Source organism: Hylemonella sp. W303a (assembly GCF_046452315.1).
Taxonomy (GTDB): domain Bacteria; phylum Pseudomonadota; class Gammaproteobacteria; order Burkholderiales; family Burkholderiaceae_C; genus Hylemonella.
Genome location: NZ_JBKFDG010000002.1, coordinates 387,216 through 413,764, shown reverse-complemented (window position 1 = coordinate 413,764; position 26,549 = coordinate 387,216). Strand labels below are relative to the sequence as shown.

At 64.4% G+C, this 26,549-nt stretch carries 26 protein-coding genes and 1 tRNA gene; 12 read left to right on the top strand and 15 right to left on the bottom strand.

All coding sequences use genetic code 11. The features are described 5' to 3' along the window. The first annotated feature begins 188 nt into the window (after nucleotides 1-188). From ACLBKS_RS05545 to ACLBKS_RS05530, 4 genes are all read left to right on the top strand, one after another. Complete coding sequence (locus ACLBKS_RS05545) at nucleotides 189-1,694, top strand: circularly permuted type 2 ATP-grasp protein (protein ID WP_410191791.1); 1,506 nt, start codon at nucleotides 189-191, stop codon at nucleotides 1,692-1,694. A 23-nt stretch (nucleotides 1,695-1,717) separates the two neighbouring features. Next, a complete protein-coding gene (locus tag ACLBKS_RS05540) occupies nucleotides 1,718-2,689 on the top strand; it encodes an alpha-E domain-containing protein (RefSeq protein ID WP_410191790.1) in 972 nt (323 codons plus the stop codon). A 190-nt stretch (nucleotides 2,690-2,879) separates the two neighbouring features. Next, nucleotides 2,880-4,616: a long-chain fatty acid--CoA ligase gene (locus tag ACLBKS_RS05535; RefSeq protein WP_410191789.1), complete on the top strand. Its 1,737-nt coding sequence runs from the start codon at nucleotides 2,880-2,882 to the stop codon at nucleotides 4,614-4,616. 167 nt (nucleotides 4,617-4,783) lie between these two features. Next, nucleotides 4,784-5,575 (top strand): peptidase, encoded by a 792-nt coding sequence (locus ACLBKS_RS05530; protein WP_410191788.1) that lies wholly within the window; start codon nucleotides 4,784-4,786, stop codon nucleotides 5,573-5,575. Between the two features lie 25 nt (nucleotides 5,576-5,600). On the opposite strand, the gene gcvH is transcribed toward ACLBKS_RS05530, so the two are convergent. The 6 genes from gcvH to ACLBKS_RS05500 form a co-directional block, all read right to left on the bottom strand. Continuing rightward, nucleotides 5,601-5,966, bottom strand: coding sequence for a glycine cleavage system protein GcvH (gene gcvH, locus ACLBKS_RS05525; protein WP_410191787.1), 366 nt, complete (start codon nucleotides 5,964-5,966; stop codon nucleotides 5,601-5,603). 115 nt (nucleotides 5,967-6,081) lie between these two features. After that, a complete protein-coding gene (locus ACLBKS_RS05520; protein WP_410191786.1) occupies nucleotides 6,082-6,426 on the bottom strand; it encodes an RNA recognition motif domain-containing protein in 345 nt (114 codons plus the stop codon). Nucleotides 6,427-6,519: 93 nt separating this feature from the next. Beyond that, nucleotides 6,520-6,783, bottom strand: a complete 264-nt coding sequence (gene infA / locus ACLBKS_RS05515) for a translation initiation factor IF-1 (protein WP_410191785.1) — start codon at nucleotides 6,781-6,783, stop codon at nucleotides 6,520-6,522. Between the two features lie 33 nt (nucleotides 6,784-6,816). Continuing rightward, nucleotides 6,817-7,053 (bottom strand): hypothetical protein, encoded by a 237-nt coding sequence (locus ACLBKS_RS05510; RefSeq protein ID WP_410191784.1) that lies wholly within the window; start codon nucleotides 7,051-7,053, stop codon nucleotides 6,817-6,819. Between the two features lie 377 nt (nucleotides 7,054-7,430). Then, nucleotides 7,431-8,540, bottom strand: a complete 1,110-nt coding sequence (hppD, locus tag ACLBKS_RS05505) for a 4-hydroxyphenylpyruvate dioxygenase (RefSeq protein WP_410191783.1) — start codon at nucleotides 8,538-8,540, stop codon at nucleotides 7,431-7,433. A gap of 192 nt (nucleotides 8,541-8,732) precedes the next feature. Next, the gene (locus ACLBKS_RS05500; RefSeq protein ID WP_410191782.1) at nucleotides 8,733-8,873 is read right to left on the bottom strand and encodes a hypothetical protein; all 141 of its coding nucleotides are present in this window, start codon (nucleotides 8,871-8,873) and stop codon (nucleotides 8,733-8,735) included. Between the two features lie 50 nt (nucleotides 8,874-8,923). Here ACLBKS_RS05500 and ACLBKS_RS05495 point away from each other — a divergent pair, with 50 nt between their 5' ends. Continuing rightward, a complete protein-coding gene (locus ACLBKS_RS05495; protein WP_410191781.1) occupies nucleotides 8,924-9,433 on the top strand; it encodes a DUF1993 family protein in 510 nt (169 codons plus the stop codon). A gap of 89 nt (nucleotides 9,434-9,522) precedes the next feature. Here ACLBKS_RS05495 and ACLBKS_RS05490 read toward each other — a convergent pair whose 3' ends face one another. Next, nucleotides 9,523-10,536, bottom strand: a complete 1,014-nt coding sequence (locus tag ACLBKS_RS05490; RefSeq protein ID WP_410191780.1) for a zinc-binding alcohol dehydrogenase family protein — start codon at nucleotides 10,534-10,536, stop codon at nucleotides 9,523-9,525. Between the two features lie 99 nt (nucleotides 10,537-10,635). Between ACLBKS_RS05490 and ACLBKS_RS05485 the strand changes: the two genes are divergently transcribed. Beyond that, nucleotides 10,636-11,565, top strand: coding sequence for a LysR family transcriptional regulator (locus ACLBKS_RS05485; RefSeq protein ID WP_410191779.1), 930 nt, complete (start codon nucleotides 10,636-10,638; stop codon nucleotides 11,563-11,565). Between the two features lie 95 nt (nucleotides 11,566-11,660). Here the strand turns inward: ACLBKS_RS05485 and ACLBKS_RS05480 are convergent, their stop codons facing one another. Then, nucleotides 11,661-13,358: an electron transfer flavoprotein-ubiquinone oxidoreductase gene (locus ACLBKS_RS05480; RefSeq protein WP_410191778.1), complete on the bottom strand. Its 1,698-nt coding sequence runs from the start codon at nucleotides 13,356-13,358 to the stop codon at nucleotides 11,661-11,663. Nucleotides 13,359-13,725: 367 nt separating this feature from the next. On the opposite strand from ACLBKS_RS05480, the gene ACLBKS_RS05475 reads away from it, so the two are divergent. Beyond that, on the top strand, nucleotides 13,726-15,648 hold the full coding sequence (locus ACLBKS_RS05475; protein WP_410191777.1) for a methyl-accepting chemotaxis protein: 1,923 nt from the start codon (nucleotides 13,726-13,728) through the stop codon (nucleotides 15,646-15,648). A 13-nt stretch (nucleotides 15,649-15,661) separates the two neighbouring features. On the opposite strand, the gene ACLBKS_RS05470 is transcribed toward ACLBKS_RS05475, so the two are convergent. After that, complete coding sequence (locus tag ACLBKS_RS05470) at nucleotides 15,662-16,216, bottom strand: LuxR C-terminal-related transcriptional regulator (RefSeq protein ID WP_410191933.1); 555 nt, start codon at nucleotides 16,214-16,216, stop codon at nucleotides 15,662-15,664. 210 nt (nucleotides 16,217-16,426) lie between these two features. On the opposite strand from ACLBKS_RS05470, the gene ACLBKS_RS05465 reads away from it, so the two are divergent. The 4 genes from ACLBKS_RS05465 (at nucleotide 16,427) to ACLBKS_RS05450 (ending at nucleotide 19,408) form a co-directional block, all read left to right on the top strand. Beyond that, nucleotides 16,427-17,128: a CoA transferase subunit A gene (locus tag ACLBKS_RS05465; RefSeq protein WP_410191776.1), complete on the top strand. Its 702-nt coding sequence runs from the start codon at nucleotides 16,427-16,429 to the stop codon at nucleotides 17,126-17,128. A gap of 63 nt (nucleotides 17,129-17,191) precedes the next feature. After that, complete coding sequence (locus ACLBKS_RS05460) at nucleotides 17,192-17,830, top strand: CoA transferase subunit B (protein WP_410191775.1); 639 nt, start codon at nucleotides 17,192-17,194, stop codon at nucleotides 17,828-17,830. A gap of 267 nt (nucleotides 17,831-18,097) precedes the next feature. Continuing rightward, nucleotides 18,098-18,547, top strand: a complete 450-nt coding sequence (locus ACLBKS_RS05455) for a hypothetical protein (protein WP_410191774.1) — start codon at nucleotides 18,098-18,100, stop codon at nucleotides 18,545-18,547. Between the two features lie 84 nt (nucleotides 18,548-18,631). Continuing rightward, nucleotides 18,632-19,408, top strand: a complete 777-nt coding sequence (locus ACLBKS_RS05450) for an alpha/beta hydrolase (RefSeq protein WP_410191773.1) — start codon at nucleotides 18,632-18,634, stop codon at nucleotides 19,406-19,408. Between the two features lie 92 nt (nucleotides 19,409-19,500). Here the strand turns inward: ACLBKS_RS05450 and ACLBKS_RS05445 are convergent. Further along, nucleotides 19,501-19,574 (bottom strand) — tRNA-Gly (locus ACLBKS_RS05445). A gap of 55 nt (nucleotides 19,575-19,629) precedes the next feature. Next, nucleotides 19,630-21,114, bottom strand: coding sequence for an NAD-dependent succinate-semialdehyde dehydrogenase (locus tag ACLBKS_RS05440; RefSeq protein ID WP_410191772.1), 1,485 nt, complete (start codon nucleotides 21,112-21,114; stop codon nucleotides 19,630-19,632). Nucleotides 21,115-21,177: 63 nt separating this feature from the next. On the opposite strand from ACLBKS_RS05440, the gene ACLBKS_RS05435 reads away from it, so the two are divergent. Then, complete coding sequence (locus ACLBKS_RS05435) at nucleotides 21,178-21,957, top strand: sulfite exporter TauE/SafE family protein (RefSeq protein ID WP_410191771.1); 780 nt, start codon at nucleotides 21,178-21,180, stop codon at nucleotides 21,955-21,957. A gap of 98 nt (nucleotides 21,958-22,055) precedes the next feature. On the opposite strand, the gene ACLBKS_RS05430 is transcribed toward ACLBKS_RS05435, so the two are convergent. The 4 genes from ACLBKS_RS05430 to ACLBKS_RS05415 form a co-directional block, all read right to left on the bottom strand. After that, on the bottom strand, nucleotides 22,056-23,477 hold the full coding sequence (locus tag ACLBKS_RS05430) for a gamma-aminobutyraldehyde dehydrogenase (RefSeq protein ID WP_410191932.1): 1,422 nt from the start codon (nucleotides 23,475-23,477) through the stop codon (nucleotides 22,056-22,058). Between the two features lie 51 nt (nucleotides 23,478-23,528). Further along, a complete protein-coding gene (locus ACLBKS_RS05425) occupies nucleotides 23,529-24,332 on the bottom strand; it encodes an ABC transporter permease (protein ID WP_410191770.1) in 804 nt (267 codons plus the stop codon). Nucleotides 24,333-24,470: 138 nt separating this feature from the next. Next, nucleotides 24,471-25,445 carry an ABC transporter permease gene (locus ACLBKS_RS05420; RefSeq protein WP_410191769.1) on the bottom strand — a complete coding sequence of 325 codons (975 nt, stop codon included), beginning with the start codon at nucleotides 25,443-25,445 and terminating at the stop codon, nucleotides 24,471-24,473. Beyond that, nucleotides 25,442-26,446: an ABC transporter ATP-binding protein gene (locus ACLBKS_RS05415; RefSeq protein WP_410191768.1), complete on the bottom strand. Its 1,005-nt coding sequence runs from the start codon at nucleotides 26,444-26,446 to the stop codon at nucleotides 25,442-25,444. Before ACLBKS_RS05415 ends, ACLBKS_RS05420 begins: the two co-directional genes overlap by 4 nt. Nucleotides 26,447-26,549: the final 103 nt, after the last annotated feature.

The window sequence follows — 26,549 nt, the reverse complement described above, 5'->3', positions numbered from 1 at the left end:
CCCCTATTCGGGGGGTAGGCCCGGAATTTGCTGGTACCCTTGTGCTCAGCTCATGCAAAAGCCGTTGCAGGCAGCGGAGTGCGGACCGTTGGCGCGGCGTGGCTGCGGCAACGTCTGAAACCCATGACTGCAAGCTGTGGCGTGGGCATGACCGGAAGATCGGAAAGACCAGAACAAGGCTAGGCCGCATGTTGAAGTTTGACGAGATGTACCTGGAGTCCGGCACGTTGGCTGCTGGCTTGATGAAGCAGGGTGGCGCCTCGGGCGCGCAGTTCATGACTCAAGGCGCTGCCAGCGATATTCGTGCGCACTATCAGGCGTATGCGCAGTGGCTCTCAGCCCAGAGCCCTGATGCGATGAAAGCCCGGCGCGAAGAAGCCGAAATGATCTTTCGGCGCGTCGGCATCACTTTCGCGGTCTACGGCGACAAGGACGAGGACGGATCGGGGACAGAACGGCTGATCCCCTTTGACTTGATTCCTCGCATCATTCCCGCTGCCGAGTGGAGCGGCATGGAGCGTGGCCTGGCGCAGCGTGTGACGGCCCTCAATCGCTTCATCCATGACGTCTACCATGACCAGGAAATCCTGCGCGCCGGCGTGATTCCGGCTGAGCAGATCCTGCACAACGCGCAGTACCGTCCCCAGATGATGGGGGTGCATGTGCCCAACGACATCTACTCTCACATCAGCGGCGTCGACATCGTGCGTGCGCCTGATGCCGATGGCGTGGGCCAGTACTACGTGCTGGAAGACAATCTGCGCGTACCCAGTGGCGTCAGCTACATGATCGAAGACCGCAAGATGATGATGCGGCTCTTCCCCGAGCTGTTCAACGCGCACCGCGTCGCGCCAGTCGAACACTACCCAGACCTGCTGCTGGAAACCCTGCGCGCGTCCGCCCCCGACACCACGGGCGAGCCCACCGTGGTCGTGCTCACGCCCGGCATGTACAACAGCGCCTACTTTGAGCATGCCTTTTTGGCGCAGCAAATGGGCGTAGAACTGGTGCAGGGGCAGGATCTGTTCGTGCGCGATGGTTTTGTCTACATGCGAACCACGCGTGGCCCCAAGCGCGTGGACGTGATCTACCGTCGGCTTGACGACGACTTCCTGGACCCGCATGTGTTCCGCGCGGATTCGACCTTGGGGTGCGCCGGGTTGATGGAGGCTTACTGTGCGGGCCACGTGACCCTGTGCAATGCCGTGGGCACGGGTGTGGCGGACGACAAGTCCATCTACCCGTATGTGCCCGCGATGATCGAGTTTTACCTCGGCGAGAAACCCATCCTCAACAACGTGCCCACCTACATGTGCCGCAAGCCCGAGGATTTGAAATACGTGTTGGCCAACCTCAAGGATTTGGTGGTCAAGGAGGTGCATGGCGCGGGCGGCTACGGCATGTTGGTCGGGCCAGCCTCGACTCGGCAGCAGATCGAGGACTTCGCGCGCGTGCTCAAGGAGAAACCGGGCAACTACATCGCGCAGCCCACGCTGTCTTTGTCGACTTGCCCGACATTCGTCGAGAGCGGTATCGCCCCACGGCACATTGACTTGCGGCCCTTCGTGCTGACGGGCAAGACCGTGCAGATGGTGGCGGGTGGCTTGACCCGCGTCGCGCTCAAGGAAGGGTCCCTGGTGGTCAATTCTTCGCAGGGCGGGGGCACCAAGGATTCCTGGGTGCTGGAAGTCTGACGTCGGCTTGAGGAGAAGTTTGAATGCTATCGCGTACCGCCGACCATCTGTTTTGGATGAACCGCTACACGGAACGGGCCGAGAACACCGCCCGCATGCTCAGCGTCAACCACGAAACCGCCATGCTGCCGCAGTCCGCGGCTGTCGCCTTGCTGGGCTGGCAGAGCCTGTTGTCCATCAGCGAACTCTTGCCTGCCTACACCGCGCGCCATGGCGAGGTGACGCCTCGGGACGTGATGGCCTTCATGGTCAGCGACGAAAACAATCCGTCATCCATCGTTTCCTGCTTGCGCGCCGCGCGTGAAAACGCGCGGGCCGTGCGCGGCAGCTTGACCACCGAGGTCTGGGAGACGCAGAACCAGACCTGGCTGGAGTTCAAGCGCATGCTGCGCCTGGGCGACCTGGAACGCGACCCGGCCCGCCTGCTCGAATGGGTCAAGCATCGATCCCACCTGTCGCGCGGCGTGACCCTGGGCACCATGCTGGTGGACGAGGCCCTGCATTTCATGCGCCTGGGCACTTTCCTGGAAAGGGCCGACAACACGGCGCGACTGGTGGACGTGAAGTTCCATGCGGTGCAGAGCGAGTTCTTTGGCAATGCCGACGAAAAAGATCGCGCCTACGACTTCTACCACTGGAGTGCCATCCTGCGCAGCGTTTCGGCCTTCGAGATCTACCGCAAGGTCTACCGTGACGTGATTCGTCCGGAGCGCGTGGCCGAGTTGCTGATCCTGCGCGCTGACATGCCGCGTTCCCTGCATGCCAGCATGGCCGAGGTGGTGAAGAACCTCAGCCTCGTGGCAGGTGAGAGCGCGACGGAAGGCATCGCCGAGACGCGCCACCTGGCAGGCAAGCTGCTGGCTGAATTGCAGTACGAGCGCATCGACGACATCCTGGCCACGGGCTTGCACGCCTTCTTGACCAAGTTTCTGGAACGGGTCAACGACATCGGCGCGCGCATCAGCCGCGATTTCCTGGTGCCCGAGCTCGCCTAACGATTGGCGCTTTAGGGCAATGGACTCCGTGCGTGGTGTCCTTTGCCGTTGTCAGTCTCCGAGGTGACGGTTTGACCCTGGGGATAATCTGGAGGTGGGGGCGGGCTTTGGCGCTTTCCCGGATGCGCGCCATTCATGGGGACAGCTAGTCTGGTTGCTTGGCAGTTTGCCGCACCAGGAGTTCTTTGGCATGTCCGCGCAGAATACTTCCTCGCCGTTATCGGTCTCGCATAGGCATCCTCATTACGCTCATTGGCCCAAGCGCCTGCCGCACGCGATCACACCCCCGCAAACTTCGCTCTGGACGAATCTGGCCGTCAGCGCGCAACGTTACGCCGACAAGCCGGCAATGGCATTTCTTGGGCAGGTGATGTCGTATTCGGAACTGGCTCGCCAGGCCGAACGCATGGCGGCCTTCCTGTATAGCCTTGGGGTGGAGCATGGCGACCGCGTGATCCTGGACATGCAGAACTCACCGCAATTGGTCGTCGCGCATTTCGCCATCCTGCGTGCGAATGCTGTCGTGGTGCCGGTCAATCCCATGAATCGGGCCGAGGAGTTGAAGCACTACATCACCGATCCGGACGTCAAGGTCGCCATCACCACGGGGGATCTCGCGTCGGAATTGGCACGCGCCAGCAATGCGCTGCCAGCACCTCAGCGTTTGCTGCACTTGATCGTGACGCAATTCACCGACGCCTTCGATCCTGGCGCAGCAAACGACGACGCCCCACCCGAAGCCTGGTCGTCATGGCTGCAGACGCGCCATCCCTTGCCCACGCTTGAGGGCGGGCAAGCTCACGACTGGAGCCACGTCATGCAGAACGCTTTGGTTCCGCCCTCCATCAGTGCCGGGCCGAATGATCTGGCAGCCCTGCCTTACACCAGCGGAACCACCGGCCTGCCCAAGGGCTGCATGCACACTCACGCCAGCCTGATGCACAACGCGGTCGCGGGAAGCCTATGGAGCGGAGCCTCGATGGAATCGGTGGTGCTGGCCGTGGTGCCGATGTTCCACATCACCGGCATGGTCAGCATGATGCATGCAGCCATCTACAGCGGCGCCACCCTGGTCATCATGCCGCGCTGGGACCGGGAACTGGCCGGGCGGCTTATCTCCAAATGGCGCGTCACGAGCTGGACCAACATTCCGACCATGGTGATCGACCTCATGGCCAGCCCGAATTTCGCGCGTTTTGATCTCTCCAGCCTGGTCTACATCGGCGGGGGTGGTGCGGCCATGCCGCAGGCTGTGGCGCAACGCCTGTTCGAGCAGTTCGGCCTGCGCTATGCCGAAGGCTACGGCCTCACCGAAACGGCCGCGCCCTCGCACAGCAACCCACCGGACCAGCCGAAGCAGCAGTGCCTGGGCATTCCCTTCATGGGTTGCGACGCGCGGGTGGTGGACCCCGGCACCCTCCAGGAACTGCCACCGGGCGAGCAGGGCGAAATTGTCGTGCACGGCCCCATGGTGTTCCAGGGGTATTGGAAACGTCCCGATGCCACCCGAGACGCCTTCTTTGAGTTGGACGGCAAGCGATTCTTTCGCACTGGCGACCTGGGGCGCGTGGATGATGAAGGCTACTTCTTCATCACCGACCGCCTCAAACGCATGATCAATGCCAGTGGTTTCAAGGTCTGGCCCGCCGAGGTGGAGGCCTTGATGTTCAGGCACCCGGCCATCCAGGAGGCCTGCGTGATTGCTGCCAAGGACAGCTATCGAGGAGAGACGGTCAAGGCCGTGGTCGTGTTGCGCGCCGGGCAGGCCGGTGTGGTGAGCGAAGAGGACATCATGGCCTGGTGCCGCGAGAACATGGCGGTCTACAAGGTCCCGCGCATCGTGCAGTTCGTCGAGGCTCTTCCCAAGAGTGGCAGCGGCAAGGTCATGTGGCGAGCTTTGCAGGAAGCGGAGGCCGCCATCGCGTGAGTCAGTGCTGTCCGGTGATTTGTTCGAGACCATTTCGATGAGCAAGACCGCACCCCTAGGCTCGAGACCGTCGATCTGGCCGAATGTGCCGAGGTCGTTAAGATGGCGAGTCCTTGACTTCGTCTTGGCTGGGCAACGCGGCAGCGCGGTGCTGCAGCCCCCTGACCATGACTTACTGCACGGCGGTCCGCATTGATGCGGGCCTGGTTTTTCTGTCCGACTCACGCACCAACGCTGGGGTGGACCAGATCAGCACTTTCCGCAAGATGCACGTCTACGAAGTTCCCGGAGAGCGGGTGATGGTCTTGCTGTCTTCGGGCAATCTTTCGCTGAGTCAGGCCGTGGCCAGCAGTTTGCGCGTGCAGATGAAGCCATCGGCGCAAACGCCGGGAGACGAGGGCAACGCGGACCTGGCCGCGCAGCAGGCCATGCTGGACGAAGGTCGCAATCTGGCGAGCGCGACCAATATGTTCTCGGCCGCGCGCATCGTGGGCGAAACGGTCCGCAGGGTGCACGTCCGTGAAGCCTCGGCGCTCAAGGACTTTGGCATCGACTTCAACATCAACCTGATTTTTGGGGGGCAGATCCGTGGCGAGCCGCCACGGCTGTTCAACATCTACGCGGCGGGCAATTTCATCGAGGCCACGCCCGAGACGCCGTACTTCCAGATCGGGGAGTCCAAGTACGGCAAACCCATCATGGACCGCGTGGTCGAGGGCGATCTGTCCTTGGACGAGGCGGCGAAGTGCTGCCTGATTTCGATGGATTCGACCATGAAGTCCAATCTCTCGGTGGGATTGCCGCTGGACCTGCTGTGCTACGAGACCGATAGCCTGCGCGTCACGCGCCATGCCCTGATCGATGGCAAAGACCCTTACTTCACTTCGCTGCGCGAGCGTTGGGGCGCGCAGTTGCGCAAAGTCTTTAGCGAGTTGCCCGATCCTGCCTATTGGGCCTGAGTCACCGAGCGCCCGCCACACGACCTCAGGTCATCAAGCTGCTCGCGTAGCTGTCCTCGTCCATCAAGGTGGCAAGTTCCGCGGGGTTCGACAGCCGAAGCTTGTAGAACCAACCTGTGTCGAGGGGCGAGCGATTGGCTAAAGCAGGGTCTTCGCGCAGGGCTTCGTTTACCTCGGTGACCGTGCCGCTGGCGGGGCTGTACACATCAGCCGCCGCTTTGACGGACTCCACCACGCCGGCCACGTCTCCCGCTGCCAGCGCTCGGCCGACTGCGGGCAGCTCAACGAACACGATGTCACCCAGGGTGTCTTGCGCATGCAAGGTGATTCCTACCACGCCGATGTCGCCCTCGACGCGCACCCACACATGTTCTTCGCTGAATCGGATCATGACGGCCTCTTGGTGTTTGAACGAGCCGCATCTTAATGCCCGTGATCGTTGCGCCCATGAAAAAACCGGCCGAGGCCGGTTTTTTTGTCACAGGGCGCGCTGCGCGCCGTGCTGATCAGTAGCGGTTGTTGCGGGCACCACCGCCGTAGCCACCGCCGCCACCTTCGCGACGACCACCGCCGCCAAAGCCGCCACCGCCACCCGTGCGGGGTTCCATCGGGCGAGCGATGTTGACCACCAGGTCACGGCCGCCGACGTTCTGGCCATGCAAGCCGCGGATCGCGGCTTCGGCCTGGTCGGCGCTGCCCATCTCCACGAAGCCGAAGCCCTTGGAGCGGCCGCTGTCACGGTCCATCATGACCTTGGCCGATTGCACGTCGCCAAAGGCACCGAATTGTTGTTGAAGATCATCGTCGCGCACGGTGTAAGGGAGGTTGCCGACGTACAGTTTGCTGCTCATGCAGGTTCTTTCAGAAAAGCGTCTTGGATTCGAAATGATCCGTGACGCGGTGGAAACGACGGTTTCGTGGAGAAAGCCATCGAGGGATGGAGTTCAGCGGAAGGTACGCCGGGCAGGTGCCGGCGCGCCGGAGCGGGACTCCAGATGACGGAAGGTGATGCGTCCCTTGCCCAAGTCGTAGGGCGAGAGTTCCAGCGACACCTTATCGCCGGCGAGGATGCGGATGTGGTTCTTGCGCATCTTGCCGCCGGTGTAGGCGATCAGGCTATGGCCATTCTCCAGGGTGACGCGGAAGCGCGAATCAGGCAGTACTTCCTCGACCTTGCCTTGCATTTCGATCAGTTCTTCTTTGGCCATGGAGATCCTTTGCTTGAGTGGGGGGTGCTGGGTTCAGTCGTTGCAATGCCGTTGCCTCAGCCAGCGTTGACCTTCGGCCGCCGCGTAGCGCAACGCGCTCTCGCGCGTGCCGAATTCCGGGACAAAGCCCAGCACACGGTCGTGCGTGGCTTGGCCGTGGCCGCTGCGGATCGAGACACGGGCCGTGTAGAGGCCGGACTCGGTTTGACGGGTCGAGGGGGAGACAAGGTATTTGCCGACCGGGAAAGCATGTTCCAAATGGATATTCATTGTGTGCGCACGGTTCTGTGGCCGAGCTTCTTGAAAAACAGAAATAAATTGGGTGTGGCGCTAGGCGCCGCGTATCGGCGAAGTCCGCCGTGTTCCAGTCCGGGGTTGAAGGTGCGGGCTGGGGGATGAGGCTCGCCGCTGAAGAAGAAGTGTGACCGCCGGGCGAACCGCGCAGGGCCGGGGGACAGAGCCAGACGAGCGAGGCGGCGAGGCTGGAGGCTGTGAAGGCGGTGTGAGAAACCGCAGGCCGTGTCAGACTGCAGTTGATGCGCAGGTAAGCGTGGCGCGTCAACGTGAAGGATTATACGCACAACCCAACGGCGTCGTGCATGAGGGTTAACCAGCCCGCAAGCGCGCGGGCTGGTTTCGCCTGTTTGTCAGGCGGCCTCGGACCGCGTTCCCATAGGCTCGTCCACCTTCAAGGTGCCGCGCCGTATCTGGTCGCGCTCCAAGCTCAGGAACAAGGCGCGGAAGTTGCCTTCGCCAAAGCCTTCGTCCGCCTTGCGCTGGATGAATTCAAAGAACACGGGTCCGAGCAGAGGCTGGCTGAAGATTTGCAACAACAGGCGCGGTTTCCCATCCTGCGTGTTGCCGTCGAGCAAGATGCCGCGAGCTTGCAGTTCACTCACGGGTTCGCCATGGCCTGGCAGGCGCTCCGCGAGCATGTCGTAATAGATGTCGTTGGGCGCCGTGGCCAATGGCACGCCCGCCAGTTGCAAGGCGTCGACGGTGGCGATCAGGTCGTCCGTGAGCAGGGCGATGTGCTGAATGCCTTCGCCATTGAACTGCATCAGAAATTCTTCGATTTGGCCATTGCCGCCTTTGCCTGCTTCTTCGTTGAGCGGGATGCGGATGAGGCCATCGGGCGCGGTCATCGCCTTGCTGGTCAAACCTGTGTACTCACCCTTGATGTCGAAGTAACGAATCTCCCGAAAGTTGAAGAACTTCTCATAAAACTCACTCCAAAAGCTCATGCGCCCGCGATAAACGTTGTGAGTCAGGTGGTCAACGATCTTCAAGCCGTGGCCAACTGGATGACGGTCCACGCCGGGCAAGAACTCGAAATCGATGTCATAGATGCTCTTGCCATCCTCGTACCGGTCGATCAGGTAGAGCGGTGCGCCCCCAATACCTTTGATGGCCGGCAGGCGCAGTTCCATGGGGCCCGTCGGGACTTCGACCGGCTGAGCACCAAGCTCCAGGGCACGGTGGTAGGCCTTGTGAGAATCTTTGACGCGAAAGGCCATGGCGCAGGCGCTGGGGCCGTGTTCCGCCGCGAAATATCCGGCCAGACTTTTGGGCTCGCGGTTGACGATGAAGTTGATGTCGCCCTGACGGTAGAGCAGCACGTTCTTGCTGCGGTGCTTGGCCACGAGGGTGAAGCCCATCTTCTCGAACAAGGGTTCGAGCGTGTTTGGGGTGGGTGAAGCGAACTCGACGAACTCGAAGCCGCACAGGCCCATGGGGTTGTCAAACAGATCGGCCATGAGAAATCTCCAGTGAAATGACGGGCGCGCGCCCGAGCGGGGCGCGTGGATGGCGCCGTCAACCTTGGAGAGCCGACGGCGGGGACAGCGGCGCGGCCGGAGGAGCGCAGGGCCGTCCACGCGTGCTGCGCGCGAGGTGCTGGCCCACGATCAAAAATGCGGTCAGGGACTGGATCGACATGGAAATTCTGCTCAGCGACGAGCGTACACCAAGTCGATGGCCTTGCCCAAGCCCAAGCCCAAGCCCAGGCCCAAGCCCAAGCCCAATTGCCCTGGCCTGCGAGCCAGGCCGCCCTTTACCTTGAGATCATCCCCTTGGGACCGACTCTGCAAAAAAATCTCGGATGCCCGATGATTCCGTTTTTTTGAACGGAAAAACATCCATGTCCTCTCTGTCCATGTACTCGGCCAGCGTGCCCGTGTTCGTCCGCATGCTGGGCAATCTGCATGCCGTCCTGTCCAAGGCCCAGGCACATGCCCACGCCAAGGGCATCGATGAACTGGTGCTGACCAGCGCGCGCCTCTACCCCGACATGCTTCCGCTGAGCAACCAGATCATGATCGCCACCGACACGGCCAAGGGCTGCGCCGCTCGCTTGGCTGGCGTCACGCCACCGGTCTACGAGGACAACGAGAAGACCTTCGCCGAACTGAACGAGCGCATCGCCAAGACCCTGGTCTACCTGCAATCGTTCAAGCCGGAGCAGATCGACGGCAGCGAAGCGCGCGAAGTCGTGCTCAAGCGGCGCACGGGTGAGGAGCGCCTGCAGGGCCAACCCTATCTGTTGAACACGGCGCTGCCCAACTTCTTCTTCCACGTCACCACGGCGTACGCCATCCTGCGCCACAACGGGGTCGAGATCGGCAAGAAGGACTATCTGGGCACCACCTGAAGTCCGTCCGAGATGGCGTCTGTGGGGCGAAGGGGCGGCGGTTGCAGCCGCCGAGTCCCGCCTCCCTCGCCGGGGTCAGTGTCGACGCTTCAAGCCACCCGCAGCACGCCTTTGCCAATTGCCTGACCGCTTTCGATCCAGGCATGTGCTTCACGCAGCGTTGCCACGGACAGTTCCCCGAAGTCACGCGTGACCGTGCTGCGCAGACGGCCCTCATCCACGGCATCTGCGAGCTGGGTCAGAAGGTGCCCTTGCTGGGCCATGTCGTCCGTCTCGAACATGGGACGCGTGAACATGAACTCCCAGTGCAGCGAGGCGCTTTTCATCTTCAAGGGGCGAGCGTCCAGTGTCGTCGGGTCGTCGATGAGCGCGATGCGACCTTGCGGACGCAGGGCGCGGACCAGCGCCGGGTAGTGAGTTTCGGTGTGCGTGAGACTGGCCACCAAGTGCACGCCGCCCGACAGTCCGGCCGCGGTCAATGCCTCATCAAGTGGCTGGCGGTGGTCGATCACGTGGTGGGCGCCCAGTGTCCGTGCCCAGGCTTGCGTGTCCGGACGCGAGGCCGTGGCCACCACTTCCAGTTGCGTGAATTGGCGCGCCAATTGCACCAGGATGGAACCCACGCCGCCGGCGGCGCCGACCACCAGCAGACGCTGGCCAGCGCCTCCGCCTTGCGGCACGCCAAGACGGTCGAAGAGCAGTTCCCAGGCCGTGATGCCGGTCAGCGGTAGGGCAGCAGCAGCAGCGTAGTCCAGACTGCGCGGCATGTGGCTCGCGATGCGGGCGTCCACGGTCTGCAGCGGCGCGTTGCTGCCGGTGCGCTGCAGCGCACCGGCGTACCACACGCGATCACCCGCAGCGTAGCCTTGCACCTGTGAGCCCACCGCCAGCACCTCGCCCGCGGCGTCCCAGCCCAGCACGCGCGGCTGGCCGGGCGGCGGCGCCATGCCGGCGCGCACTTTCACGTCCACCGGATTGACAGACACCGCGCGCACGCGGACCAGCAGGTCGTGCGGGCCGGGCTCCGGGTCCGGCAGAGTGAGCTCGATCAGGGCGTGCGCGTCGTCGAGCGGCAAGGGGTGCAGATGGCCGATGGCTTTCATGAAGACTCCTGGAAAAGTTGCGATGGCTGTCAGTGTCTAGCGGACCCACCCGCGCAACCACCCATGCGATACTGCGGCAATGACAAAAGGAATTTGTCAATGAAAGCATCGACTGCTGTGACTGCAGCCCTGTCCGAGCGGCTGGACCTGGGGGCCCTGCGACTCGCACTGCGCGTGGCCGAACTCGGTGGCGTGGCTGCGGCCGCGCGAGAGCAAGGTTTGCTCAACGCCACCGCCACGGCGGCGATCCGTCGCTTGGAACAGCAACTCGGCGCGCGACTCTTCATGCGGTCCAGTCGAGCCCTGCGCCCCACCCCAGAAGGTGAGGCCTTTTTGCAGCGCTCCCTGCTGGCCTTGAGTGCCGTCGACGACGCGGCGGCAGAGTTGCGAGCGCCACTCACGCAAGTGCGTGGGCTGCTGCGCCTGGGGGTCCCGACCGATCTGGGCACGCAGGTTCTGAGGCCCCTGCTGGACGAATTCATGGGGCTGCATCCCCAACTCCAGCTGGATCTGGCGATTGCTGACAGAGTGGCTGACTTGGCCCGTGAGCCCGTGGACGCCGCCATCCGTTACGGTGAGGCTGCTCCCGGTCAGATCGTGCGGCCCCTGGTGCCCGACAACCACGCCATCTTGGTGGCCGCGCCAGCCTACCTGCGCCGAGCGGGGACGCCCAAGCGGCTGGATGACCTGGCCACGCACGAGATGATCGGCCTGCGCATCGCCAGCCGCCCCGCGCACCGCTGGGCACTGCTGGATGCGGGCAAGCCGGTCACCTACAGCGCGCGCGTGCGGCGTAGCGCAGACAGCGGCTTGGTCACGCGGCAGTGGGCTGTGGCGGGGTATGGCATCGCGCTCAAGTCACGCTTGGACGTGGCGGCTGACCTTGCGGCGGGGCATCTGGTGCAGGTGTTGCCCCGGGTGCGCTCCCGCCCCTATCCCTTGCTGCTAGCGCTCGCGCGTGGCACGCACCTGAGCGCGCGCATGCGGGCGCTGGGGGATTTCTTGCAGCGGCGGCTTCAGACGGCTTGACAACCGTCGGCGCGAAGCGTCCCGGGCGTCGGGGGCGCCTACGGGCGCAAGGGTGAGTGAGTCACGTCAGACGCCAAACTCGGCGCACACCATGCTCACATCCCGCTGTAGTTCGGCCCGCCGCCGCCTTCGGGCGTGACCCAGACAATGTTCTGCGTCGGGTCCTTGATGTCGCAGGTCTTGCAGTGCACGCAGTTCTGCGCGTTGATGACGAGCTGCGCGCCAACCTTGCCATCCGCGCCTTCCTTCTCGACGAACTCGTACACACCCGCCGGGCAGTAGCGGCTCTCGGGTCCGGCGTACTTGGCGAGGTTCACGGTCACGGGCACGATGGCATCCTTGAGCGTCAGGTGCGCGGGCTGGTCCTCGGCGTGGTTGGTGTTGCTGATGAAGACGCTGCTCAGGCGGTCAAAGGTCAGCTTGCCATCCGGTTTGGGGTAGGTGATCCTCTCGCACTGGTCTGCGGGCTTGAGGCGGGTGTGATCTGCCTCTTTGCGGTGAATCGTCCAAGGCGGGCTCTTGATTCCCAGCTTGGGCAGCAACCAGTGCTCGATGCCCGTCATCAGCACGCCCACGACGCTGCCCTTCTTGAACCATTGCTTGAAGTTGCGTGCGCGGTGCAGTTCCTGGTGCAGCCAGCTCTTCTCGAACGCGGCCGGATAGGCCGTCAGTTCGTCGTGTTGGCGGCCCGCCGTGACCGCTTCAAAGAGCGCCTCGGCGGCCAGCATGCCGCTCTTGATGGCGGCGTGGCTGCCTTTGATGCGGCTGGCATTCAGGTAACCCGCGTCGCAGCCCACGAGCACGCCGCCGGGGAAGATGGTCTTGGGCAAGCTGAGCAGGCCGCCGGCCGTGATGGCACGCGCGCCGTAGCCAATGCGCTTGCCGCCCTGGATGTGCTCGCAGATCGCGGGATGGGTCTTCCAGCGCTGCATCTCCTCGAAGGGGCTGAGCCAGGGGTTCTGGTAGTCCAGACCCGTGACAAAACCCAGCGTGACCTTGTTGCCTTCCAGGTGGTAGAGGAAACCACCACCGTAGGTGCTGTTGTCCATGGGCCAGCCGGCGGTGTGGACCACGCGGCCTGGTTTTGCCTTGTCGGCGGGGATTTCCCACAGCTCCTTGATGCCGATGGCGTAGCTCTGCGGGTCCTTGCCCTCGTCCAGCTTGTATTTCGCGATGACCTGCTTGCCCAGATGGCCGCGCGCGCCCTCGGCAAACACGGTGTACTTGGCATGCAGTTCCATGCCGAGCTGAAAGCTGTCGGTGGGTTCGCCGTTCTTTCCGACACCCAAATTGCCGGTGGCCACCCCTTTGACCGAACCATCTTCGTTGTAGAGCACTTCGGCGGCGGCGAAACCGGGGAAGATTTCCACACCCAAGGCCTCGGCCTGTTCGCCCAGCCACTTGGTGACGACACCCAGCGCAACGACGTAATTGCCTTGGTTGTGGAAGTTGTCCGGCACCAGGAAGTCCGGCGTGCGCTTCGCGCCCTTCTCGGACAGGAAGAGCACGTCATCGCCAGTGACGGGCTGGTTCAGCGGGGCGCCGCGCTCCTTCCAGTCAGGAAAGAGTTCCTCCATGGCACGAGGGTCCATGACCGCACCGGAGAGGATGTGGGCACCGGGCTCCCCCCCCTTTTCCAGCACGACGACCGAAATATCCTGGCCTTTTTCGGCCGCCAACTGCTTCAGGCGGATGGCGGTGGACAGGCCGCCGGGCCCGCCGCCCACGACGACCACGTCGTATTCCATGGCTTCGCGCGGGCCGTACTGGGTGAGGATGTCTTGTTGGGTCATGGGCGGTTCTCGTCCTGTGGGTCGTCTCGGAGGTGCTTGTGCTCAAGCGCGCGGCCCGATTCTAAGGCGCTTCGGGCGCTGGCCACGGAAAATAGCACGATCGTTCGATTTGCCTTTTTGGCCGCGCAACCCTTCCGCGCTGCCCGATTCCCGGCGTCAGTTTGTGTAGCGGATTGCCGATATAGGGAGATGTCCCGGGTGGGGTATGCGAGCGTCGACGATGTTCAGGGAGCATGGCCCACCGCTTGTGAGCGGTCGCTGCAAGTTGCACCTAGTGCCCGTTCGCACTCGGGAAATGAGTGTGAACAGGCCCAAACCCCTTCCGCAGGGACCGAGGTTTTCTTTTTGTTGGGTTGGAGGTCTTTCCATGAATCTGAGTTTCAAGCAAAAGATTGGCGTCATCGTGGGTGCAGCCCTGCTCGCCGTGGCTGTGCTCATCGTCACGTCCACCTTGGCGGCGGGTCGGCGCGTGATGGAAGCCCGCACGGAGCAGCTGGCGACCGCCGTTCAGTCCATGCACAGCATCGTCAACGCCTACAAGAGCAAGGCCGAGAAGGGGGAAATGACTCTGGCGGACGCGCAGAAGGCCGCGGCGGAGGCGGTTCGGGTGTCGCGCTACGGTGCTGGCAACGTCGAGTACTTCTACATCTACACCATGGACGGCACCGGGGTCGTGCACCCGATCCGCAAGGAGTTCGAGGGCCAGAACATGATGGGCAAGATCAAAGACGGCCAGGGCAAGGACGTGATTGCCACCCTGACTGGAGCATTGCGGGCCAGCAAGGACAACACCGCCATGGAAATGGGCGAGTTCGCCCGGCCCGGTGCGACCGTGCCTTCGCCGAAGCTGCAGTACGTGGTGCGTGTGCCGGGCTGGGAATGGATGCTGGGTTCGGGCCTGTACACCGACGACATCGATGCCTTGAAGTCCCGCCTGTACCTGACCGGTGGCCTCCAACTGCTGGTGGTGCTGTTGATCGTGGGTGGCATCGGCTGGTCGGTGGGGCGCTCGGTGATTCATCAGGTGGGGGGCGAGCCCAGCGAGGCCTACGAGGTGATGGCGCGCATCGCCCAGGGTGACCTCGGCGTGCAGATCCCGCCCGCCGCGCCGGGCAGTGTGATGGGGGGCCTGGCGCAGATGGTCGGGTCCTTGCGCCATCTGGTCAGCGAAGTGCGCTCGGCGACCGACAGCATCACCACCGCGTCCAGCGAGATTGCCCAGGGCAACGCTGACCTCTCCCATCGCACGGAGCAAACGGCTGGCAGCCTGCAGGCCACCGCCTCCGCCATGGAGGAATTGACCAGCACGGTGCAGCAGACCTCCAACAGCGCCAGCATGGCGAACCAGCTGGCCTCCACTGCGGCCGAGGTCGCCGGGCGAGGCGGCGTGGTGGTGTCCGAAGTGGTCAGCACCATGGGCGAGATCAATGACAGCAGCAAGCGCATCGCCGACATCATCAACGTGATCGACGGCATCGCCTTCCAGACCAATATCCTGGCCTTGAACGCGGCGGTCGAAGCCGCGCGGGCGGGCGAGCAGGGGCGGGGCTTCGCGGTGGTGGCCAGCGAGGTGCGGGCTCTGGCGGGGCGCAGCGCCGAGGCGGCCAAGGAGATCAAGGCCCTGATCGGCGCCTCGGTCCAGAAGGTGGAGAGCGGCAGCCGCCTGGTGGCCAACGCGGGTCAGACGATGGACGAAATCGTCACCTCGGTCAAACGTGTCACGGACATCATCGCCGAGATCCACGCCGCCACCCACGAGCAGAGCCAGGGTATCGCGGGCGTGAACCAATCCGTCGCGCAGCTCGACCAGATGACCCAGCAGAACTCCGCCTTGGTCGAGGAAAGTGCCGCCGCGGCAGGCAGCATGCGCGAGCAGGCGCAGAGCCTGGCCCGCATGATGGCGGTGTTCCGCCTGGGCAGCGGTGAGGGTGAGGACGGGCCGGCGCACCTGCCTCCCTCGGCCCGGGGTGGCGCCTCAGCGGCAGCCCCACGCTCCCGGCCAATGTCGTCTTTGGGGACGTCCGCAGTCTCCGCATCAGCAGCGCCTTCAGCTGGGGCTCTTTCTGATGCATCCCCTGCCGCTGCCCCTACCAGCAAGCCTGCGGCGGCACCTCGCGCGGCATCCCGGCTCGCGCCTTCCACCGCGCCACGCAACCCGCCTTCTGAGCCAGGCGCGCAAGGGTCAGCAGGGGCCGGACCCGAAAAAACCGCCGCGACTGCCACCAAACCCAAGCCAGCGCCATTGTCTTCCGCGGGCAAGGACGCGGAAGGTGATTGGGAGACTTTCTGACATCGCGCCGAGTTCAGCCCAAGGTCAGTTTCAGCACCAGGTCTGCGGTGGTGCCGGCCTGGTACTTGCGCATCAGCCGAGCGCGGTAAATCTCCACCGTGCGGTGGCTGATGGCCAGGGCCTTCCCTATTTCCTTGGAGGTCAGCCCCTCCAGCAAACGCGCCGCGACCTCGCGCTCGCGCGCCGTCAGCCCGGCCTTGACCGGGCGGTGCGCGCTCAGGTCCTCGAAGGTCCAGATGCCTGGGCCCAGGGGTTGGGTCGGATCGAGCGCGCGGCCCGTGACGTGGCACCAGAACAGCTCGCCGGGATGGCGCCCGTCCACGCGCCGCATGATGCGGTCGTCCGCGTAGGTGCTCTGCGCGTCCATGCGCGCGTTGATGCGCACGCCGATGCGCTCGAATTCGTCTGCGCTGGGGTAAAGCAGGGCGAAGGACTGGCCGATCAGCCGCTCGCGATCCGTACCGAAGATCTCGCAGACACGCCGGTTGCAGTCCAGGATGACACGCTGGCGCGACAACACCATGCCAATGGGGGCGTAGTCGAAGGCCAGGCGGTAATCGATGGCGATTGGCGACGGCTCGGCGCGGTTGTGCGCGGGCAGGCTCGCCGGGCCGCCGGGTGTGCGCACCGGGGCTGAGCCCAGCGGGCGCGGGGGTTTTGTCTCCTTGTCCATGCGGGCTGGATTTTAGGCAGTACTACGTATCGGTCTAGGTAGATGGCGCGATTACAGTCTCGGGCTTGCATCCGGCATTCGATCAGACACAGCAAGGAGAACCCCGTGAACAAGATTTACCCCAGCGCCAAGGCGGCCATCGAGGGCGTGCTGCGAGACGGCCAGCTCATCGCGGTCGGCGGCTTCGGTCTGTGTGGCATTCCCGAAGCACTCATTGACGCGGTGCGCGAAGCGGGCATCAAGAATCTGACCGCCATTTCCAACAACGCCGGGGTGGACGATTTCGGCCTGGGCAAGCTGCTGCAGACGCGGCAGATCAAGAAGATGATTTCCAGCTACGTGGGCGAGAACAAGGAGTTCGAGCGCCAGTACCTGGCCGGTGAGTTGGAGCTGGAATTCACGCCGCAGGGCACCTTGGCCGAGAAGCTGCGCGCGGGTGGCGCGGGCATCCCGGCCTTTTTCACCAAGACCGGCGTGGGCACGGTGGTGGCCGAGGGCAAGGAATTGCGCGAGTTCGATGGCGAGACCTATGTGATGGAACGCGCCCTGGTGCCGGATGTGGCCCTGGTCAAGGCCGACGTTGCGGATAAGTCGGGCAATCTGCGTTTCAACCTGACCGCGCGCAACTTCAATCCCGCAGCCGCCATGGCGGGCAAAGTGTGCATCGTCGAGGTGGAAAAGATCGTCGAGACCGGTGAATTGCATCCGGACGACGTGCACCTGCCGGGCATCTACGTGCACCGCATCGTGCTCAACGCGGCACCCGAGAAGCGCATCGAGAAACGCACGGTAAGAGCCGCCGCCTGACCTGCGGTCAGGCGAACGCCACGAGACGAACCCACACAGACGACGACAGGCAAGGAGAACAAGATGCCCTGGACCCAAGACCAGATGGCCGCGCGCGCGGCCCAGGAGCTGCAGGACGGCTTTTACGTGAACCTCGGCATTGGCATGCCGACCCTGGTGGCCAATTTCGTGCCCGAGGGCATGGAGGTGTGGTTGCAAAGTGAGAATGGGATGCTGGGCATCGGCCCGTTCCCAACGGAAGACGAGGTGGACCCGGACCTGATCAACGCGGGCAAGCAGACCGTCACCACCATCAAGGGCACCAGCATCTTTGGCAGCCACGAGAGCTTCGCCATGATCCGGGGCGGCAAGATCAACCTCAGCATCTTGGGCGCCATGCAGGTCAGCGCCCGGGGTGACCTGGCCAATTGGATGATCCCGGGCAAGATGGTCAAGGGGATGGGGGGCGCCATGGACTTGGTCGCTGGCGTGCCGCGCTGCATCGTGCTGATGGAGCACGTGGCCAAGAAGAAAGACGGCAGCGAGGACTTCAAGATCATCCCCGAGTGCACCCTGCCACTGACTGGCAAAGGCGTGATCGACCGCATCATCACCGACCTGGGTGTGATGGACGTGACCCCGAAGGGTTTGAAGCTGGTCGAACTGGCCCCCGGTGTGACGCGTGAATTCATTCAAAGCAAGACAGGCGTTCCCCTGATCTGACCTGCCCCTGCTTTCGCGTTCACACGCCGTCGCCAGACCCGCTGGCCGCGTGTAAGGAAGAAATAGGCCCTGGTGTCCCCGCACCAGGGCCTTTATTTTTGATGTGGATGACCGTTAATACGGTGTATAGACAAGTGGGTGCAAATTTTGCAACTGCATGTTCTCGTGTTGTTGTCGCCGCGCCCATTCCACCGGCTGCCGCCTCAACGTCCTTGCCCTTGGTTCGCTTTTCTTCTTGCCATGTTGCCCAGCCCGAAGAGATTCCTCATGCTGTCGCGGTCCTCACGTTCCAAGAAACAGGGGCGGAACCTGCAATCCGCGGGCGTCGCGCAGTCCGACAGCAAGGGCAAGACGCTGGCGCTGGAACGGGTACGGATGGCCATGTCCGGCGCCATGCAGGCCAGCCTGACCAGGCCCGCGGTGCCGGCCAGCTCTGCCGGCGATGCGTGGGACAGGGCCATCACCGCGCCCGTCGGGTCGCCCCGCGCGGAGCCTGTGGCGCACGGCGCTCAGGTGGACGAGCAGGTGGATTTGCTGGAGCGTCAGCTGCGCACCGCGCCCGACTTGGACACCCTCTGGTACCTGCGCCCCGGTCTGATGAATGTGATCGCCGTACGGCAGGGCGAGGTGGCTGCACGCGACTGCCTGGTCGCACTCACCGCGCTGTTCAAGCACACGCCCAGCTCGGGCCGCTCCGCGCACCCGGGTGCTTTCTGATTCCGTCCATCCTGGGTTGGCGACACCGATGCCGCCCGCATAGGATCGACGTTTCCCAACCGGCGTGCCGCCTAGAATGGCCGCATGCTTGATCCTGATCTGCTCGGGTCATTGGGGCCCCTGCCTGGGCCCTTGCTCGGGCGCTTGAATTTCACCCGACCGGGCCTGCCCACCCAGTCGCCCTTGCCCCCGGGCCGCCACAGCCTGCATTTTCCAGAGGGACGCGAGGCCGTGCTAGTGGTGCCCGAGGGCCTGGACACGGATGGCCCGGTGCCTCTGCTGGTCCTGTGCCATGGCGCGGGCGGCGAGGCCGACAAGGTGCTGCCCTTTTTCGTGCGCTGGGCCAGAGCGCGCCGTTTCCTTCTGTTGGCTCCGCAGTCCATGTTCCCGACCTGGGACATCGTGATCGGTGGCCACGGGCCCGACTTGGAGCGCTTGGACACTGCACTGCAGCAGGTGGCGGCTTGCTTCACTCTTGACCCGGCGCGTTTTGCACTGGCTGGTTTCTCTGACGGTGGCAGTTATGCACTCTCGGTGGGCCTGAGCAACGGCGACCTCTTCAGCCATGTGATCGCGCTGTCGGCGGGTTTCATGAACACCTTCGCGCGCCAAGGTTCGCCCCAGGTCTTCATCGCCCATGGTCGCTCCGACACGCAACTGCCCTTCGACACCAGTGCACGTCCGCACGCGCTGAAGTTGCTGGAAGAGGGCGTGGACCTGACCCTGCTGCCCTTCGATGGCGATCACCGCATCGTGCCCGAGGTGGTGGCTCGGGCGATGGCGTTTTTCATGGGGGAGGAGGGAGGCGATGCGCAATCAGCACGCGCGGTGACCCCAGGGGCGCTAGACGCTAATTCCTGACGCAAGGCGCCACGGCATCACGCAACAAAAAACCCGCAGAGCTAGGCGCTATGCGGGTTTTGAGGGGGTTTGCGGTTCCCTGATGCGGCGATTGGAGCGGGTGAAGGGAATCGAACCCTCGTATGAAGCTTGGGAAGCTGCCGTTCTACCATTGAACTACACCCGCGTTGCCGAAGCAGGCGCGCATTCTACCGTGCGCGGCCCGCTGTTTCTCATGCTTCTTATTTGAGGATGTCGCCCAGGCAGAGGTACTTCATCTCCACGTATTCGTCGATGCCGTGGCTGGAGCCTTCGCGGCCCAGGCCGGACTGCTTGACGCCGCCGAAGGGCACGTGTTCCGTGGCGATGATGCCCGCGTTGATGCCCACCATGCCGTATTCCAGCGCCTCGCTGACGCGGAAGATGCGGCCGATGTCGCGGCTGTAGAAGTAGCTGGCCAGTCCGAAGATGGTCGCGTTGGCGGCGGTGATGGCTTCCTGCTCGGTCTTGAAGCGGAACACGGGCGCGAAGGGGCCGAAGGTTTCCTCGGTGGCGCAGAGCATGTCGGCCGTCGCCTCGGACACGACCGTGGGCTCGAAGAACTGACCCTCCAGTTTCTTGCCGCCTGCGAGCAGCTTGCCGCCCTTGGCGACGGCGTCGGCGACGTGGCGGCGGACTTTCTCGACGGCGGCGTCTTCGATCAGCGGGCCTTGCACCACGCCATCCTCGAAGCCGTTGCCGACCTTGAACGTTTTCACCTTGGCCGCGAACTTCTGCACGAATTCGTCGTACACGCCGTCTTGCACGTAGATGCGGTTGGCGCAGACGCAGGTTTGGCCCGCGTTGCGGTACTTGCTCGCGATGGCCCCTTCCACGGCGCTGTCAATGTCGGCGTCGTCGAAGACGATGAAGGGCGCGTTGCCGCCCAGCTCCAGGCTGAGCTTCTTGACCGAGGGCGCGCTTTGTTGCATCAAGATGCGGCCCACCTCGGTCGAACCAGTGAAGCTGATGTGGCGCACGGTTTCGCTCGCGCAGAACACCTTGCCCACGGCGATGGAATTGGCGCCGTCGGCGGTGACCACGTTGAGCACGCCCGCGGGAATGCCCGCGCGCACCGCGAGTTCGGCGGCGGCCAACGCGGTCAGCGGCGTCAGCTCGGCCGGTTTGATCACCACCGGGCAGCCTGCGGCCAGGGCGGGCGCCACCTTGCGCGTGATCATGGCCAGGGGGAAGTTCCACGGCGTGATGGCCGCGCAGACGCCGATGGGCTGGCGCAGCACCAGCAGGCGACGGTTGTTGTCAAACTGCGGCAGGGTCTCGCCGTTGACGCGCTTGGCCTCTTCGGCGAACCATTCGACGAAGCTCGCTCCATAAGCGACTTCGCCCTTGGCCTCGGCGTAGGGCTTGCCCTGCTCCGCGGTCATCAGGCGGCCCAAGTCATCCTGGTTGGCCATCAGCAGGTCGAACCACTTGCGCAGGATGAGGCTGCGCTCCTTGCCCGTCTTGGCGCGCCATGCGGGCCAGGCCTTGTCGGCGGCGGTGATGGCGGCCTCGGCATCCTTGGGGCCGAGGTTCGCCACGTCGGCCAGTTTCTGCCCCGTCGCCGGGTCATGCACGTCGAAGCGCGCGGCCGCGGCGCCCTTGACCCATTGGCCATTGATGAGCGCGTCGGTCTTGAGCAGGGACGGGTCCTTGAGCAGGGAGAGAGGAGAGGCTTTCATGTCCATGGGATGATCTCCGGCTAACGAGTGCGTGGCATTCTCTCACTTCCCCTTTTCCGACTTCGCTGCATGACCTTGTCTTCCCTGTCGCAGGCCTTCCCCCTGATCACCAACCCGGCGTTCTATGCCGTGGCCATTCCCGCCGTGCTCCTGATGGGGGTCAGCAAAAGCGGCTTCGGCGCAGGTTTCGGCTCCCTGGCCGTGCCCCTGATGGCGCTGGCCGTGCCCGTGCCCCAGGCTGCGGCCATCTTCATGCCCATCTTGCTGGTGATGGACCTGCTCGGCCTCTGGGCCTTTCGCCGTTACGTCGATTGGCGCCTGCTGCGCTTCATGCTGCCTTGTGCCCTGGTGGGCGTGGCCGCGGGCACCTTGCTGTTCCGTCTGCTGGACGCGCGTTTGGTGGCCGGTTTGGTTGGGCTGTTCACCCTGCTGTTCCTGGCCCAGCGTCTGTTGTTTCCACCCCGTCCCGACAGCGCGCCGCCGCCGCGTTGGTTGGGTGCGGTGCTGACCGCCACGGGCGGCTTCACGAGCTTCGTGTCGCACGCGGGGGGCCCGCCGATCAACGCCTACGCCATTCCCTTGCGTCTCGCGCCCTTGGTCTTCACCGGCACCATGGCCTACCTGTTCTTCGTGGTGAACCTGAGCAAATGGGCGCCCTACGCCTGGCTGGGCCTGCTCGACATGCGCAACCTTGCCACGTCGCTGGCCTTGCTGCCCTTGGCGCCGCTGGGCGTGTGGGTCGGTGTGCGCATTGCCAAGCGCATCGATCAGAAGCTCTTCTATCGCCTGGTCTACTGGGGCATGGCACTCACCGGCTGCAAGCTGGTGTGGGACGGTTGGCTGGCCTGAGTGGCCGTCGCGCGGACGGTCAAGACCATGTGCCGCGCGCGCGTCGACCTGCCCGAAGGGTCATCCCCGTTGGCCCTGAATGTTGGGGCGTCCGGGCTTCAGAGCTTGACCATCACATGCCGCGGCACGGTGTAGTCCTCCAGTGCGTACATGGACATGTCCTTGCCGTAACCGCTGGACTTCAGTCCGCCGTGGGGCATTTCGTTGACCAGCATGAAGTGGGTGTTGATCCAAGTGCAGCCGTACTGCAGCTTGCGCGCCACTTTCATCGCTCGACCAATGTCCTGCGTCCAGACCGAGGAAGCCAGGCCATAGTCTGAATCGTTGGCCCAGGTGATGGCGTCGTCCGGATCGCTGAAGCGCGTCACCGAGACGACGGGGCCAAAGACTTCGCGTCGCACGATTTCGTCGTCTTGGCGCGCGCCCGCGATCACCGTGGGTTCGTAGAAGAAGCCTCCGCCACTGCCGACCTGGCCCACCTTGCCGCCCGTGGTGATCTCCATGTGGCCGACCATCTGGGCGCGTTCGACGAAGCTGGCCACGCGTTCGCGTTGCCGCTCGGAGATCACGGGCCCCAGTTCCACGCCGTCTTCGTCTTGCGTACCCATCTTGAGCGTCTTCACGGCGGCGCTGAGGTCTGCCACCAGTCGGTCGTACACCTTGGCTCCTGCATAGAGGCGGCAGGCGGCCGTGCAGTCCTGCCCGGCGTTGTAGTAGCCAAACGTGCGGATGCCTTCGACCACGGCGTCGATGTCGGCATCGTCGAAGACGATCACGGGCGCCTTGCCGCCGAGTTCCAGATGCGTGCGTTTGAGTGTTCCCGTGGCGGCCTGCAGGATCTTGCGGCCGGTGGCCACGTCCCCGGTCAGCGAGACCATGCGCACCAGCGGGTGCTCCACCAGGGGTTGGCCCACGCTCGCGCCACGCCCGCACACCACGTTGAACACGCCGGGCGGAAAGATCTCGGCCGCGACGCGCGCCAGCAGCAAGGTGGTCAGCGGCGTCTGCTCGCTGGGCTTGATGACCACGGTGTTGCCCGCGGCCAGCGCTGGGGCCGTCTTCCAGGCCGCCATCATGAGCGGGTAGTTCCAGGGCGCGATGGAGCCGATCACGCCGATGGGATCGCGCCGGATCATGCTGGTGTGCCCGGCCAGGTACTCGCCTGCCAGCGGGCCGTGCAGATTGCGCGCGGCCCCCGCGAAGTACCGGAAGCAGTCGGCGACGGCGGGAATCTCGTCCTCGAGCGCGCGCACATAAGGCTTGCCGGTGTTCAGGGACTCGAGCCGCGCGAATTGCTCGGCGCGTTGCTCGATGGCGTCCGCCAGTTTGAGCAGCAGGCGCGACCGTTCCTGCGGGGTGCTGTCGCTCCAGTGTTCGAAAGCACGCTGCGCGCCTTGCACCGCGCGGTTGACTTGTTCGTGCGAGGCCTCGGGCACCGTGACGATGAGCTCGCCCGTGGCGGGGTTGAGCACCTGTTCACTCTCGCCTTCGCCTGTGACGAACTGGCCGTCGATCAGCAGTTCGGTATGGATCAGGTTCTGGATGCCGGGGGTCTTGCTCATGGTTGCTCCTTAGCGGCCGGGTTGCTCATCAGACCGCGTGAGCCAGTACGCGGCCAGGATGGGGATGAAAGTCAGCGCGATGATCACCACTGCGACCACATTGGTCACCGGACGCTGGCGGGGTCGGATCAGCTCTTGCAGCATCCAGATGGGCAGGGTGGCTTGCTGCCCAGCGGTGAAGGTGGTGACGATCACTTCGTCGAAACTCAGCGCGAAGGCCAGCAGGCCGCCCGCGAGCAGGGCCGAGCCCAGTTGCGGCAGGATGACATAGCGCACGGTTTGCAGGCCATTGGCGCCCAGGTCCATGGACGCCTCGATCAGCGAGGGGCTGGTTCGGCGCAGGCGCGCCACCGCGTTGTTGTAGACCACGACCACGCAGAAGGTCGCATGGCCGATCACGATGGTCCAGAAGCTGTACGGAATCTCCAGCGTGCTGTAGGCCGAGCGCAGGGCGATTCCGGTGATGATGCCGGGGAGGGCCAGCGGCAGGATGAGCAGCAAGGAGATGGCGTCACGCCCGAAGAAGCGGCTGCGCGCGAGCGCGGCGGCGGCCAGGGTGCCCAGCACCAGCGCGATGGCCGTGGACAGGCTCGCTACCTTGAGCGAGAGGCCGATGGCGCGCCACACGTCCTCGCGTTCCCAGGCCACCGCGAACCAGTGGGTGGTCAGCGCAGGCGGTGGGAAGACGTAGCTTTTGTCCTCGGCGCTGAAGGCGTAGAGGATGATCAGTGCCAGCGGAATGTGCAGGAAGAACACAGCGCCCCAGGTCGCCGCGCGCAACCCCCATCCCGCGCGTGGTGTTCGGGTCTTCATGCTCTTGTTCCTGGTCGTTGGACGAGGTTTGGGTATGCCCGGGTGCGAACCGAGGGACGCCGTGGAACCGGCTTGGCCGGGCCGCTGGCGTCGCCCCCTTGCAGGGGGGAAGCGGCGGGAGCCGCTACGGGGGTGAGCCTATATGGCATCGAAGGCTCCCAAGCGTTTGGCGAACCACAAATAGACGCCGATCACCGCGATGGGCACCAGCGAGAACGCGGCCGCGAAGGGAATGTTGCCGGCCACGCCTTGCTGGCGGTACACCACTTGGCCGATGAAGAGCGTGGAGTCGCCAATCACCTGCGGAATGATGTAGTCGCCCAGCGTGAGCGAGAAAGTGAAGATCGAGCCCGCCGCGATGCCCGGCATGGCCAGCGGGAAGATCACTTTCCAGAACGTGGTGCGCGGCCGCGCGCCCAGGTCGTCCGAGGCTTCGAGCAGCGAGCCGGGGATGCGTTCGATCGCCGCCTGGATGGGCAAGACCATGAAGGGCAACCACATGTAGACGAAGACGATGAAAGTGCCCAAGCGCGAGAAGGACAGCGAATTGCCGCCGATGCCCGGCGTGGCCAGCAGAAGGTCGAGCAGCCAGCCCAGGTGCAGTTGGGCCAGCGTCCAGGAGATGGCGCCTTCCTTGGCCAGCAACAGTTTCCACGCATACAGCCGCACCAGGTAACTGGACCACAGCGGCAGCATCACCGCGACGTAGAGCAAGGCCTTGCGCGGACCCCGCGCGTAGCGCGCCATGTAGTAGGCCAGGGGGAAGGCCAGGACGATGCAGGCCAGCGTCACGGTCAGCGCCATGCCGATGGTGCGCACGGCGACGTCCACGTTGGTGGGGTTGAGCAGTTCACGGAAGTTGGCCAGCGTGAGCGCCGACCGATCGACCAATCCCGAAAACTCGTCCAGCGTGAAAAAGCTGTTGGCCAGCAGCGCGAACAACGCGCCCAGGTAAATCACTCCAAACCAAATCAAGGGCGGCCCCAGCAGGGCGAGCAGCAGCAGGCCGCGCCGTGTGTACAGCAGGTCCGACAGCCAGCGACCAAAGCCGCCGCGCGACACGGCAGCGCTGGCCGCGTGCATGGGCGCCGACGAAGCCGACGTGCTGTTCACGCAAGCTCTCCGAGCCGATGCACCGCATCGGCGTCCCAGTGCAGGTGGGCGGTGACGCCCGCGGCGGGTGGCGTGCACCCAGGCCCCAGGTCCACGGTCACGGGCGTGCCTCGCCAGTCGATGCGCAGGCGCGAAAACGCGCCGAAATACTGCGAGTCCATCACCGTGCCGCTCAGGCGTGCGGCCTCGGCCCCGCCGAGTCGGATGCGCTCGGGCCGCAGCATCACGCTGCCGGCCCCAGCCAGTTCCTGGGCGAGCGGGCCATCGAAGACATTGGCCGCGCCCACAAAGTCGGCGACGAAGCGCGTGCGGGGCTGGTCATAGATGGCGCGCGGCGTGCCCACCTGTTCCAGCCGGCCCTGGTTGAACACGCCGATGCGGTCGCTCATGGACAGCGCTTCATGCTGGTCGTGGGTGATGAAGAGGAAGGTGATGCCCAACTGGCGCTGCAGGGCCTTGAGCTCGGTCTGCATCTGCTCGCGCAGCTTCAGGTCCAGCGCGCCCAACGGTTCATCCAACAGCAGCACCTGGGGTTGCTTGATCAAGGCACGCGCCAGAGCAACCCGCTGGCGTTGCCCGCCCGAGAGTTGCGCGGGGCGGCGCGCGCCGACCTGGCCCAGTTGCACCAGCTCCAGCATCTCGTCGGCGCGCCGATGGCGCGTGGGCTTGTCCACCCCTTGGACCATCAGACCGTAGGCCACGTTGTCACGGATGCTCATGTGCGGGAACAGCGCGTAGTCCTGGAACACGGTGTTCACGGGCCGGGCGTAGGGCGGCAACTGGCTCACATCCTGCCCACCGATCAGGATGCGGCCCGAGGTGGGCAGCGTGAAGCCGCCGATCATGCGCAAGCAGGTGGTCTTGCCCGAGCCCGAAGGTCCGAGCAGGGTGAAAAATTCGCCGCCTTCGATGGTCAGATCGACCCGGTCCACCGCCCGCACGGCCTGCGCGCCATGGCCGAAGACACAGGAGACGGTTTCAAGCGTGACAGCGACGGTCATAGAAGACGATGGAGAGCAGAAAGCCAAAATGCGGGGGCACTCGCGGAACTGGCTTCGCCAGGCCGCTGAGTGCGTCCCCCCTGCCACCGAAGGTTGGCGTTCA